The organism is Chitinolyticbacter meiyuanensis (assembly GCF_008033135.1).
GTDB classification, from domain to species: Bacteria; Pseudomonadota; Gammaproteobacteria; order Burkholderiales; family Chitinibacteraceae; genus Chitinolyticbacter; species Chitinolyticbacter meiyuanensis.
The window spans coordinates 1,566,906-1,579,680 of the sequence record NZ_CP041335.1; the positions used below are offsets into that span (position 1 = coordinate 1,566,906).

13 protein-coding genes are annotated in these 12,775 nt (G+C 64.3%); 8 read left to right on the plus strand and 5 right to left on the minus strand.

All coding sequences use genetic code 11. The features are described from left to right. Positions 1–22: 22 nt before the first annotated feature. Together FLM21_RS07540 and purB are read right to left on the minus strand one after the other, a co-directional pair. Positions 23–1,489, minus strand: coding sequence for a YdgA family protein (locus FLM21_RS07540; RefSeq protein ID WP_148714984.1), 1,467 nt, complete (start codon positions 1,487–1,489; stop codon positions 23–25). 28 nt (positions 1,490–1,517) lie between these two features. Beyond that, entirely contained in the window at positions 1,518–2,888 is a 1,371-nt protein-coding gene (purB, locus tag FLM21_RS07545; protein ID WP_148717479.1) for an adenylosuccinate lyase, read from the minus strand. A gap of 266 nt (positions 2,889–3,154) precedes the next feature. Between purB and FLM21_RS07550 the strand changes: the two genes are divergently transcribed. Beyond that, positions 3,155–4,051: a 2OG-Fe(II) oxygenase gene (locus tag FLM21_RS07550; RefSeq protein WP_148714985.1), complete on the plus strand. Its 897-nt coding sequence runs from the start codon at positions 3,155–3,157 to the stop codon at positions 4,049–4,051. A gap of 74 nt (positions 4,052–4,125) precedes the next feature. Here the strand turns inward: FLM21_RS07550 and FLM21_RS07555 are convergent, their stop codons facing one another. From FLM21_RS07555 to xseA, 3 genes are all read right to left on the minus strand, one after another. Next, positions 4,126–4,710, minus strand: coding sequence for a hypothetical protein (locus FLM21_RS07555; RefSeq protein ID WP_148714986.1), 585 nt, complete (start codon positions 4,708–4,710; stop codon positions 4,126–4,128). Positions 4,711–4,835: 125 nt separating this feature from the next. After that, entirely contained in the window at positions 4,836–5,927 is a 1,092-nt protein-coding gene (locus FLM21_RS07560; RefSeq protein ID WP_148714987.1) for a PLP-dependent cysteine synthase family protein, read from the minus strand. A 103-nt stretch (positions 5,928–6,030) separates the two neighbouring features. Further along, entirely contained in the window at positions 6,031–7,386 is a 1,356-nt protein-coding gene (gene xseA / locus FLM21_RS07565) for an exodeoxyribonuclease VII large subunit (RefSeq protein WP_148714988.1), read from the minus strand. Between the two features lie 502 nt (positions 7,387–7,888). On the opposite strand from xseA, the gene FLM21_RS07570 reads away from it, so the two are divergent. From FLM21_RS07570 to FLM21_RS07600, 7 genes are all read left to right on the plus strand, one after another. Continuing rightward, on the plus strand, positions 7,889–8,497 hold the full coding sequence (locus FLM21_RS07570) for a MotA/TolQ/ExbB proton channel family protein (protein ID WP_148714989.1): 609 nt from the start codon (positions 7,889–7,891) through the stop codon (positions 8,495–8,497). A gap of 10 nt (positions 8,498–8,507) precedes the next feature. Next, positions 8,508–8,930 (plus strand): ExbD/TolR family protein, encoded by a 423-nt coding sequence (locus FLM21_RS07575; RefSeq protein WP_148714990.1) that lies wholly within the window; start codon positions 8,508–8,510, stop codon positions 8,928–8,930. A gap of 61 nt (positions 8,931–8,991) precedes the next feature. Beyond that, the gene (gene lpxK, locus FLM21_RS07580; protein WP_148714991.1) at positions 8,992–10,014 is read left to right on the plus strand and encodes a tetraacyldisaccharide 4'-kinase; all 1,023 of its coding nucleotides are present in this window, start codon (positions 8,992–8,994) and stop codon (positions 10,012–10,014) included. Continuing rightward, positions 9,995–10,180 carry a Trm112 family protein gene (locus tag FLM21_RS07585; protein WP_148714992.1) on the plus strand — a complete coding sequence of 62 codons (186 nt, stop codon included), beginning with the start codon at positions 9,995–9,997 and terminating at the stop codon, positions 10,178–10,180. The genes lpxK and FLM21_RS07585 overlap by 20 nt, the downstream gene beginning before the upstream one ends. Before the next feature lie 3 nt (positions 10,181–10,183). Further along, positions 10,184–10,954, plus strand: a complete 771-nt coding sequence (gene kdsB / locus FLM21_RS07590) for a 3-deoxy-manno-octulosonate cytidylyltransferase (RefSeq protein ID WP_148714993.1) — start codon at positions 10,184–10,186, stop codon at positions 10,952–10,954. A gap of 15 nt (positions 10,955–10,969) precedes the next feature. Further along, positions 10,970–11,623: an adenylate kinase gene (adk, locus tag FLM21_RS07595; RefSeq protein ID WP_148714994.1), complete on the plus strand. Its 654-nt coding sequence runs from the start codon at positions 10,970–10,972 to the stop codon at positions 11,621–11,623. A gap of 125 nt (positions 11,624–11,748) precedes the next feature. Continuing rightward, positions 11,749–12,720, plus strand: coding sequence for an RDD family protein (locus FLM21_RS07600; protein ID WP_148714995.1), 972 nt, complete (start codon positions 11,749–11,751; stop codon positions 12,718–12,720). Positions 12,721–12,775 lie beyond the last annotated feature (55 nt).

Here is a 12,775-nt window from a genome sequence, read left to right on the forward strand (position 1 = left end):
ATGCGCCGGCCCGCGACTTCGGTCATTCGGCGTCGTCGTCGGCTGCCGCGGCCGGCTGTGAGGCATCCCACGGCATCGGTACTTCGCGGCCATTCAGCACGAAGCGGCCGGCAGCGAGCGAGGCGCGCGCGGACAGCGTCTCGCCATCGATGCGGATGAGGTTCTGGCTGGCCATACGCTGCAGTTGGCCTTCGACGAACTGGTTCACCAAGTAGTCGAGATCGGCCTCGGCGATCTGGCTGTCCGCCCCCCCGAACATCACGCGAGCCTGCCAGCTGGCGACGGTTTCCACCACCTTGCGCGGCATGCTGAAGTCGGCGTCGGCATTGAGCTTCTTTACGAACAGCGCCGGCTGCTCCATGTCGCCGCGCTTGAAGCCCTTGAGGCTGACGTGGCCGGCGAAGCGGATATCGCCGTCGGGCACGCGCACGTGCAGCGACTTCACCGCCAGCATCGGATCGTGCTCCAGCAGCGGCATGCCTTCGTCACGCGCGAGTTTGAGCAGAGCATCGGTCAACGCTTCGCGGCTCTTGGCTTCCTGTTGCAGGCGGGTCAGCTCGCGGCCGAGCTTGGCCAGCGTCGGCGCGTGCAGATGGCGGGCTTCGGTCTGCAGCGTGGCCGGGCCGTATTGCTGGTCGTTGATCAGCAGCTTGGCGAGCTGCAGGTCGGCGCTGCCGTCGACATAATCGCCGGCCTCGTTCAGCCGGCTGATGTAGCCGAGGTTTTCCATCCGCAGTTTCAGCGGATGGCCTTCGGCGAGGTCGAGCGAGAGCGAGCGTACATTTGCGCTGGTGGTGCCCAGCATCAGCGTGCTCTTGCCGCGTACCTGATCGAGCTTGAAGGTGAGGCCCTCCAGCGCAAAGCTGCCCTTGTCGCGCACGGTGCCGGTCAGGCCCGGTACCGTGGCATCGAGCTTCACCTTGTCGAAATCGCTGTCGTATTCGAGGTGGGCATCGAAGCCCTGCCATTTCACCTGCACCCCGGCGAGCGTCTCCTCGTAGTCGAATGCTGGCACCTTCACGTCCATCTTGCTGTCGTCGCCGAAGCCGATGCGGTTCTCGAGGCGGATGGGCTTTTGCTCGCCAAACAGCTTGGCGAGGAATTTCTGCGTTTCCGGCGAGAATTCGAAATCGGTGGTGACCACGGCCTTGTACGGCACGGGGTTGCCGGACAACAGCAGCGGCAGCGGGCCGTGCTGCACATGCTGGGTGTAGCGCACCTGGAACTGCGGCAAGGCCTCGCCCTCACGCTCCAGCGCGAAGCGGTAGAGCTGCGGATTGAGCGTGAGCACGGCGGTCTCGGTCGACGAGAACCAGCCGCGCTGGTAGCGGCGATCGGTGATCTTGAAATACGGCAGGCTGGCCAGCCAGTCGTGCTGCTTGGCGAGCGTATGCTCGACCGCGCGGCCGGCCCACCACGCGCCGCCGGCGTAGGCGCCGGCGACTCCCACGACCGCGACGGCGGCCACGATCAGCGCTTTGCGTTTCAAGCGTGCTTTCCTCTGCGGGCGCGTTGGATCAGATACGGCGGGCCAGTTCCTCGGCCTTGCCGAGGTAGCTCGCCGGAGTGAGGGCCTTCAGTCTGTCCTTCTCGGTGGCCGGGATTTCCAAGCCATCGATGAACACGGCGAGCGCCTCGCGGGAGATGCCGGACTTGCCACGCGTCAGCTCCTTGAGCTTCTCGTACGGCTTGTCGACGCCATAGCGGCGCATCACGGTCTGGATCGGCTCGGCCAGCACTTCCCAGTTGGCGTTCAGATCATCCAGCATGCGCTGGCGGTTCACCTCCAGCTTGCCGAGGCCCTTGGCGAGCGAGGTGTAGCCCAGCAGCGCATAGCCGACACCGACGCCCATATTGCGCAGCACGGTCGAATCGGTGAGGTCGCGCTGCCAGCGCGAGATCGGCAGCTTTTGCGAGAGGTGGGTCAGCACGGCGTTGGCGAGCCCCAGGTTGCCTTCGGAGTTCTCGAAGTCGATCGGGTTGACCTTGTGCGGCATGGTCGAGCTGCCCACTTCGCCTTCCTTGGTCTTCTGCTTGAAGAAGCCCAGCGAGATATAGCCCCACACGTCGCGATCGAGATCGATCAGGATGGTGTTGATGCGGGCGAGCGTGTCGTAGAGCTCGCTCATGTAATCGTGCGGTTCGATCTGGATGGTGTACGGGTTGAAGCTGATGCCGAGGCCTTCGACGAAGCGGTGGCAGAAGCTTTCCCAGTCGAATTCCGGGTAGGCCGACAGGTGGGCGTTGTAGTTGCCGACGGCGCCGTTGATCTTGCCGAGGATTTCCACCTTTTCCAGGCGCGCCAGCTGGCGCTCCAGCCGGTAGGCGACGTTGGCGATCTCCTTGCCCATGGTGGTCGGCGTGGCCGGCTGGCCGTGGGTGCGGCTCATCATCGCCGCATCAGCCAGATCGTGAGCGAAATCCTTGAGCTTGCCGGTGATGTCGCGGATGCGTGGCAGCAGCACGGTGTCGCGCGCGCCCTTGAGCATCAGCGCATGGCTGAGGTTGTTGATGTCCTCGGAGGTGCAGGCGAAGTGGATGAACTCGCTCGCGGCGGATACTTCGGCGTTGCCCGACAACCGCTCCTTCAGCCAGTACTCGACGGCCTTCACATCATGGTTGGTCTGGCTCTCGATCGCTTTCACTTCCATGGCGTGTTCGGGCGAGAACTGGGCGACGGCAAGGTCGAGCTCGGTGATGGTGGCGGCAGAGAACGGGCGGATCTCGGCGATGGTGGGTTCGGCAGCCAGGGCCTTGAGCCAGGCCACTTCGACCGCGACGCGGCAGCGGATCAGCGCGTATTCGCTGAAGTGGGGGCGCAGGTCGGCCAGTTGCTTCTCGTAACGGCCGTCCAGCGGCGACAGCGCGGTCAATGCAGTCAGTTCCATCGGGTACCACTTAAGCAGTTGAATCAAACCCGAAATTCTACCACAGCCCTGTGCCGACACCGTGCCGGCATGGGCGCGCCACCGCACGGAGCTGCATGTTTGTTGCAATGCAGCATGTGTTTCCAGGCTACGGGTGTCGCATATCTTGCGCCGCAGCACGGATTGAAGATGACAAGGCCGAAAGAGTGTTGAAGAATGCCTTCACAAGCTTACAAAAAGCATTACTACCTAAAATCTGAAGACGATTCGATGGAGGAAGTTTGTCGATGAGCAAGATCACCCATTTGTCTCCCGAGTGGCAGTCCTGGATCCTAGAGAACCTGGACCGGGGTTGTACGCCGCAGTCGCTGGTCGAGGTCATGGTCGAGAAGAACTTCGACCCGATGTTTGCCAACGCCATCGTGTTCCATTTCGTATCCACCAGTGGCAAGGGCCAGGGCGCGACGGCGGTGACGCTGCCGGGTGCCGAGAGTGGCCAGCAGCGCGCGCTGAAATCCGGTTATGTGTACGAAACGCCGCGCATTCCCATGCATGGTGGCGTGATCAAGACCGCCGATCGCGATGTGAAGGTGGTGATGCGCATCGAAAAGCCGGTGGTGGTGGTGTTCGACAACCTGCTCTCGCACGAGGAGTGCGACGAGATGGTGCGGCTGTCCGAGAAGAAGCTGAAGCGTTCGGCCATCGTTGACCCGACCACGGGCCGCGACGAGATCATCGACGACCGTACCAGCTTCGGCACCTTCTTCCACGTGCGCGAGAGCGAGTTCGTCGCCAAGCTGGACGAGCGCATTTCGCAGCTGATGCACTGGCCGGTGGAGAAGGGCGAGGGCATCCAGATCCTCAACTATCAGGTCGGTGGCGAGTACAAGCCGCACTACGATTACTTCCCGCCACAGGACCAGGGCAGCCACGTGCACCTGCGCAACGGTGGTCAGCGTGTGTCCACGCTGATCATGTACTTGAACGATGTCGAGGACGGTGGCGAAACCATCTTCCCGGAGCTTGGCCTCGCGGTGGCGCCGCGCAAGGGCTCGGCTGTGTACTTCGAGTACTGCAACAGGAGCAGTCAGGTCGACCCGTTGACGCTGCACGGCGGTGCGCCGGTGCGCCGGGGCGAGAAGTGGATCGCCACCAAGTGGATGCGCGAGCAGAATTTCACCTGAATCGAGCATCTTCAAACGACAAACCCGGCCTTGGCCGGGTTTGTCGTTTGTGGCTGGGCGGGAAAGGCGGGGCGCTAGTACGCCCGGCTGCGGGTGCGCAGCCGCCCCAGCCCTTCCGGCATCACCGCCATTGCCAATGCCACGCCGACGGCACACAGCAGCAGCATCAGGTACAGCGCCATTTCCAGGGTGTAGGGCTCTCGGTGGTTCCAGTCACGGGCGATGCCGAGCATAGCGGCGAATAGCCAGCTGGCGCAGGAGATGGCACCCAGCGCGCCGGCGAGGACGCGCTCCTGCAGCGGCAAGTCGCAGAATGCGATGCGCACGGTCAATAGCGGGAACACGATGCGGTGCAGCAGCAAGCCGTTGGCGCTGAGCACCACCACCACGCTGAGCTTGGCCCACAGCTTGGGGTTGGCGAGGTAGTGGCCGCCTTCCTTGGCGTAGCCGAGCACGATCAGCATCAACCCGGTTCCCCACAGGATGACCAGCAAGCGGGTGACGGTGAGCTGCGTGTGTTCGAGATAACGGCGGCGCGAGGTATCGAGCGGCTTGCCGCGCCAGCCCCATAAGCGGTAATCGGCCTTCAGTACAGCGACGAGCGCAAAGCACATCGCGATCAGGTGTGCATACAGCACCCCGAGCTTGATCGTTTCCATAACTCCTCATCCTCTGTCACGGTTCCTTTGCTTGGAACTCTGCTGTCGATCATAGAACCGGCCAAAAGGCGCCGCGAGGCCGTCCGGCACGCCAATGCCGCCGTCCTGCCGGGCGAAGGGAGCGTTCAGCGCGTGTGCCGTTGCAACACGGGCAGCGCGCCGGCTGCTTCGGCAGTGGCAGCGATGGCTCGGCTGGCATCGTCCAGCGCCAGGCCGTGCGCGGCCAGCCAGGCATCGTCGTAGTAGCTGTGGCGGTAGCGCTCGCCGGCGTCGCACAGCAGCGTGACGATACTGCCCAGTTCGCCTTGCTGCTGCATCTCGTGTGCAAGCGCCAGTACGCCGACGAAGTTGCAGCCGGTCGAACCGCCGACGCGGCGTCCCAACCGTTGGGAAAGCCAGCGCATCGCGGCCAGGCTGAGGGGATCGGGTACCTTGAACATGGTGTCGATCACCTGGGGCATGAACGAGGCCTCGACGCACGGCCGGCCGATGCCTTCGATGCGCGAGCCGCCGTTGAGCCGCAGATCCGCATCACCACTGGCGTAGTGCGCGAAGAACACCGAATGATCGGGATCGACGCAGGCAATGCGCGTGGCGTGGCGTCGGTAGCGTACATAGCGGCCCAGCGTGGCGGTGGTGCCGCCGGTGCCTGCACTGGCCACGATCCAGGTCGGCTCGGGGTGTGGTTCCAGTGCCATCTGCTGGAAGATAGATTCTGCGATGTTGTTGTTGGCCCGCCAGTCGGTCGCGCGCTCGGCGTAGGTGAACTGGTCCATGAAGTGGCCGCCGCAGGCCTGTGCCAGCCTGGCTGATTCGACGCGGATGGCGGCTGGATCATCGACCAGATGACAGCGGCCGCCCTGGAGTTCGATCGCGGCAATCTTCTCCGGGCTGGTACTTGCCGGCATTACCGCAACGAAGGGCAGGCCGAGCAGGCGAGCGAAGTGGGCTTCCGAAATGGCGGTGGAACCGCTGGATGCCTCGATCACCGTGCTGCCCTGCCGCAGCCAACCATTGGCGATCGCGTAGAGGAACAATGAGCGCGCCAGCCGATGCTTGAGGCTGCCGGTTGGATGGCTGGACTCGTCCTTCAGGTAGATATCGATGCCGGGGTAGGCCGGCAGCGAGAGCGGGATCAGGTGGGTGTCGGCCGAACGGTTGAAGTCCGCCTCGATAATGCGGATGGCCTCGCTGGCCCAGCTGCGGTGGGACGGCATGATGGGTGCCCGATGGTAGCGATGTCCCAGCTTGGCAGCCGGCGGCTGCCCCGGCCAGTGCCAGCTTCCGGGCTGCCATGCCGTAGCAGTGGCGCGAACAGCACTAGAACAGCTGGGCTTGCTCGCCGGTGCCTTGAGTGACTTGTGCATCGACGGCGCCGTCGGCAAAGCGCAACTTCAACACGTCGCCGCCCTGTAGTGCACTGGCCGCAGTGACTACGGTGCCTTGGCGCTCGATCAACGCATAGCCGCGCGACAGCACCGCTTCCGGATTCAGCGCGGTGAGCCGGGCCTGCAACTGCGCCAGCTGTGCCTGGCGGCGCTCGTTCGCGTGGCGCAGCGCGCCGGGCAGGCGCTGTTTCAGGCCAGCGAGCTGCACCGCGAGCGGCGGCAGATCCGGTCGGGCATAGGCCAGCCGCAGCCGCTGCCGGGCCAGCGCGTCGTCGAGTTGATCCAGGCGGCGTTGGCGCAGTTGGGCCAAGCGCCGCGCCAGGCCATCCAGCCGCATCCGCTGCACAGCAAGCTGTTCGCCCGGGTGGCGCAACCGTCGCGCCAGTGCATCGAGCCGTTGCATGCGCTGTTGCAGCGCGCGCTCCTGACTGCGGGCGAGTTGCCGCGCCAAGTGTTCCAGCCGTGCCAGCCACTCGCCGCGATGGGGGCTCGCGAGTTCGGCAGCGGCAGTCGGCGTGGCTGCACGCAGGTCGGCGACGAAATCGGCGATGGTGAAATCGGTCTCGTGCCCGACGCCACTGACCACCGGCATGCCGCATGCGGCGATGGCGCGAGCTACCACTTCCTCATTGAACGCCCACAGGTCTTCCAGGCTGCCGCCACCGCGGCAGACGATCAGCGTGTCGACCTCGGCGCGCATGCTTGCGGTACGGATGGCTGCGGCGATCTCCGCCGCTGCGCTGGCACCCTGCACCGCGGTGGGGTACAGGATGACCGGCAGACCCGGCATGCGCCGCGCCAGTGCGGTCAGCACATCGCGCAAAGCGGCCGCGCGTGGCGAGGTGACGATGCCGATGGCCCGGGGAAACGCGGGCACCGCACGCTTGCGTTGCGCCTCGAACAGGCCCTCGGCCGCGAGCTGCTTCTTCAAGGCCTCGAACGCCTCGAACAGCGTGCCGAGGCCGGCCGGACGCATCGCCTCGACGGTGAGCTGGAAATCGCCACGTGCTTCATACAGCGTCACCACCACGCGGGCTTCGACCTGGGTGCCTTCGCGCGGCTCGAAATCGAGCAGGGCGGCGCGGTTGCGGAACATCACGCAGCGCACCTGGGCGCTGGTGTCCTTCAGGCTGAAATAGCAATGGCCGGAGCCATAGCGCTTGAAGTTGGAAACCTCCCCCGCCACCCACATCACCGGGAAGCTGCCCTCCAGCAGATCGCGAACCCGACGGTTGAGTTCGGTGATGCTTACGGCATTGTGTGAAGTGCTTGACAATTCGGTGAACACGGCAATCCGTTCCTGGTTAATCCACAAAATCCAAGAGGGGCGGGCGCTTGCGCCCGAATCTAGAAATGTAGTTGATGTAGTCTATGCAACTTATTGATTTTTAAGGTTTGTTGCTCGAGCATAAATTCGCAGCAATTTGTTACCTTCCCAGCATCCATGCGCCCTGGCACCCCTTTGCGCCACCTTGCCCACAAAGTTATCCACAGAATATGTGGGTAAGCGCTGCAAGCGGCGCCGCTACTGGCCCCAGCGATGGACGGTTGGAAATCAGCTCTGTATGTTGCAGTGCACACTACAACTGCATGACAACGGACTAGGCCCGGTTTTCTTTCAGCATCACCGTCGCCGCTCGCCCGATGGCGGATTCCACCGCCGAGCCGGCCCTTCCCGGCGCTGGGCAATCGGGCTAAAGTTACGCGGCTTTCCGACCGGGGCCGGAGATGGTCCGCAGCGCCACCGGCCGATGTCGCATCCCAACGATTACAGCAAGGAATTCCACGCAATGCTCTCGATCATCGAGGCCGCCGGCTGGCCGATCTGGTTGATTATCGCCGCATCCATCGCGGCCGTGACCATCATCTTCGAGCGCCTGCTCAGCCTGCGTCGATCGCTGGTCCTGCCCGAAGGCCTGCTGGCCCACACGGTGAAGGACTACCGCGCCCATGGCGTCACCCCTGATTCGCTGTCCAAGCTCGCCGCCAGCTCGCCGCTGGGCCGCGTGCTGGCCGCCGGTCTCAAGAACGTGAAGAGCAGCCGCGACATCATGAAGGAATCGATCGAAGAAGTGGGCAATGCGGTGGCGCACGACCTGGAGCGTTATATCCCGACGCTGGGCACGCTGGCCACGGTGACGCCGCTGCTGGGCCTCTTTGGCACCGTGATTGGCATGATCGAGATCTTCGGCGCACAGTCGCCGGCTTCGGGCTCCAACCCGGCTGCGCTGGCGCACGGTATCTCGGTGGCGCTCTACAACACCGCGTTCGGCATCATCGTCGCCGTGCCCTGCCTGATGTTCTATCGCTACTTCCGCTCGCGCGTCGATGGCTTCCTGGTCGAGATGGAGCAGCAGGCGGTCAAGCTGGTCGAAGTCGTGCACGGCGAGCGCCAGTAAGGAGCGCGGCATGAATTTCCGCCAACGCCGCCGGCGCGAAGAGCCCGAGATCAACTTCATCCCGTTGATCGACGTGCTGCTGGTCATCCTGATCTTCCTGATGGCCACCACCACCTATTCGCGCTTTGCCGAACTCAAGATCAATCTGCCCACCGCCGATGCCGAGAAGGTCGCCGAGCAGCCACAGGCGATCAACATTGCCGTCTCGGCCACCGGCCAATATAGCGTGAACAACGAGACCGTCGCGTTCGAGTCGCCCGAAGCCTTTGCCGCGCAGCTGCGGCGGGTGGCCGGCGACCAGGCCGATCCGCTGATCATCATCAACGCCGATGCGCAGGCAACCCACCAGAGCGTGGTCAACCTGATGGAGGCGGCGCGGCTGGCGGGCTATGGCAAGCTGACCTTCGCCACCCAGACGCAAGGCAACCAGTAGTCCTGCCGGACTGCACTGCGAAAACGGGGCTGCGGCCCCGTTTTTTGCGATACTGCCGGCCATGCAATTCATCGATCGACTCTGGTATTGCCCCGGTCATCCGCTGTCCTGGCTGCTGCGCCCGCTGTCGTGGCTGTTTGGTTTCGTCGGCATGGTGCGCCGCGGCTGGTATCGCCGTGGTGTGTTTTCGAGCCGGCGCCTGCCGGTGCCAGTGGTTGTCATCGGCAACCTCACCGCCGGTGGCACCGGCAAGACACCGCTGACGGCCTACCTCGCCCAGGCGCTGCGTGCGGCAGGCCACCGGCCGGGCATAGTCTCGCGCGGCTATGGCGGCAAGGCCGCGGCGCCGCAGTTGGTGGCGACTGACAGCGATCCGGCCGAAGTCGGTGACGAACCGCTGCTGTTGGCGCGCATCACTGGCGTGCCGGTGTGCGTCCACCGCCGCCGCGCTGAGGCCGGGCAAGCGCTGCTGGCGGCGCATCCCGAAGTCGACGTGATCCTGTGCGACGACGGCCTGCAGCACTATGCGCTGGCACGCGACATCGAGATCGCCGTGGTCGACGGCGCGCGGGGCTTCGGCAACGGCGCGCTGTTGCCGGCCGGACCGCTGCGTGAACCGCTGCGGCGGTTGGCGGGGGTCGATGCCGTGGTGGTCAATGGCGTGGGCCGCGCCGCGCAGCCGGTCGATCGCCCGACCTTCACCATGCGGCTGCAGCCGGGCCGCAGCTACCGGCTCGACGATCCAGCGCTGACCACGTCGGCGGCTGAGCTCGCCGGGCAGCCGCTCACCGCCGTTTGCGGCATCGGCAATCCGGCCCGGTTTTTTGCCACGCTCACCGCATTGGGCCTTGCGTTCACGCCGCTGGCCTTGCCCGATCACCACCGGTTCACGCCGTCCGACCTGCCGGCCGGCACGCTCATCGTCACCGAGAAGGATGCCGTCAAGCTGGCCGCGCTGCCCGATCTGGCAGCGGCCAGTGCTAGAATCTGGGTCCTTCCGGTCAGTGCCACGCTCGAACCCGAGCTCGCAAGCTGGCTGATGCAACGGTTATCGGAGCTCGTCGATGGACGCGAAACTGCTTGAAATCCTGGTCTGCCCGGTGTGCAAAGGTCCGCTGGTCTACGTGAAGACCGCGCAGGAGTTGGTGTGCAAGGGTGATCGCCTGGCCTTCCCGGTGCGCGATGGCATCCCGGTGATGCTGGAAAACGAAGCACGCGAACTCGCTGCCACTGAAGATGTGCAGGGCTGAGTCGTGAGCTACACCGTCCTCATCCCGGCGCGGCTCAAGTCCACCCGGCTGCCGGACAAACCGCTGGCCGATATCGGCGGCAAGCCGATGATCGTGCGCGTGGTTGAACGTGCGCTGCAATCGAATGCCGCCACCGTCTGCGTGGCCACCGACGACATGCGCATCCAGGATGCGGTGGCGCTGGCGGGTTACGCCTGCATCCTGACCGGTGCCGATCACCCGTCCGGCACCGACCGCCTTGCCGAGGCGGTGGACCTGATGGAGTTACCGGACGACGCCGTAGTGGTGAACGTGCAGGGGGATGAGCCGCTGATCGATCCGGCGCTGATCGATGCGGTCGCACAGGTCCTCACCGCCGATCCGACCCTGCAGATGGCGACGGCGGCCCATGCCATCGCCGAGGCCGAAGATTTCCACAATCCCAATGTGGTGAAGGTGGTGACCGACGCGAAGGGCCGTGCGCTTTACTTCAGCCGTGCGCCCATTCCGTGGGATCGCGATGGTTTCGCTGTGGCGCATCAGCCACGCCTGCCCGATGGTGGTGCACTGCGGCATATCGGGCTCTACGCCTACCGCGCGGGCTTTCTGCGTACCTACCGCGGCCTTGCCCCATCGCCGCTCGAAGGCGTGGAAGCCTTGGAGCAGCTGCGGGTGCTGTGGCATGGTTACGCCATTGGTGTCCATATTGCACCGCACGCACCCGCTGCAGGCGTTGATACGCCCGACGATCTGGCCCGCGTGCGGCTGGCCTTTCAAACGATTTCCAACAACTAAATCCAGGGATACACGATGCGATTGATTCTGCTGGGCGCGCCAGGCGCCGGTAAAGGCACGCAAGCCAACTTCATCAAAGAGAAGTTCAACATCCCGCAGATATCCACCGGTGACATGCTGCGCGCCGCAGTCAAGGCCGGTACGCCGCTGGGTCTGGAAGCCAAGGCGATCATGGATGCGGGCGGCCTGGTACGCGACGACATCATCATCGGTCTGGTCAAGGAACGCATTGCCGAGGCCGATTGCGCCCATGGTTTCCTGTTCGACGGCTTCCCGCGCACCATCCCGCAGGCCGAAGCGATGATCGCCGCTGGCGTCGACATCGACTACGTGGTCGAGATCGATGTGCCTGATGCCGCCATTGTCGAGCGCATGGCTGGCCGCCGCGTGCACGTGGCTTCGGGCCGCACTTACCACGTCAAGTTCAACCCGCCCAAGGTCGAAGGTCGTGATGACGTTACCGGCGAAGAGCTGATCCAGCGCGCGGACGACGAAGAAGAAACAGTGAAGAAGCGTCTGGCCGTGTACCACGAGCAGACCGAAGTGCTGGTGAGCTTCTACGGTAAGCTCGCCGCCTCCGGCGAAGCCAAGGCGCCCAAGTATGTGAAGGTGAACGGTGTCGGCGACGTCGAGCAGATCCGCGACCAGATCTTCGCGGCGCTGGACTGAGTTGTGGCGCAGTACTGACAGCAGCTTTACTGCTGTTGTGATGACGTCATAATGGCGTCATCCGTCCGGGAGAAACCGAACCTGCGGGTTCGGTTTTTTCTTGGCCATTGCCCACGAGGAAAACCATGTCGCTCGACGCCCCAACCCAGCCGCTGCCACCCTTGCCTACCCCCGTTCCCGCTGCCGTGTCCGTACCGACGGATCCAGGCCAGCCCGAGCCCGCCGGCTTCTGGGCCCGCTTTGCCGCGCTGACCATCGACGGCATGGTGCTGGGGATGGCGAGCTGGGTGGTGTTCATCGTCGTTGCCATCGCCATGGGCATTTCGGCTGCCGCGCTCGGTGACGCAGTCGATGGCGGCTCGGCGGCCATCGGTTTCATGGCTGTCGGCTATCTGTTGATGTTCGGGCTGAGCTGGGCCTATTTCGCGTTGCAGGAAGCGAGCAGCGCACAGGCCTCGCTCGGCAAGCGGGCGGTTGGCCTCTATGTGACCGACGGCACCGGCGCGCGCATTGGACTGGGCCGCGCAACTGGTCGCTGGTTTGCCCATGCGTTGTCCAATATCACGCTTTATATCGGCTACCTGATCCAGCCGTTCACCCGACGCAAGCAGGCACTGCACGATCTGGTGTCGGGCACCGTGGTGATGCGCAAGCCCGGTACCAACAACGTGGTCACCATCATCGTGCTGGCAGTTGTCCTGCCGCTGGTGGGGGTCGCAGTGATCGGCATCCTTGCTGCGATCGCCATCCCGCAATATGCGGAATACACGCGCCGCGCCGAGGTAAAGGTGATGGAGCAGGACAGCCGCCAGTTGCTCAAGCTGCTGGAGCACCGCGCTGCCACGAGTGACGAGGTGATCGATACGCTGGAGGATCTCGATCAGCGCTTCAAGACCGCTGCGAGCACCAAGGTGGATTTCGACGATGACTACGTGGTGACGGTGACTTCGACCAAGTCGAACATGCGCGACTACAGCGTGGTGTTCTCGCCAGTGGTGCAGGAGGATGGCTCGGTGCGCTGGCATTGTGAAACCACGCCCGAGGACAAGTTCGATCCGGCGTGGTGCCGCAAGCTGCGCGACGAGATCGAAGCCTGAGCACCGGGTTTTGCAATGAACTGATACTGGCCCCGCGGCGGGAAGGCGGCGACAA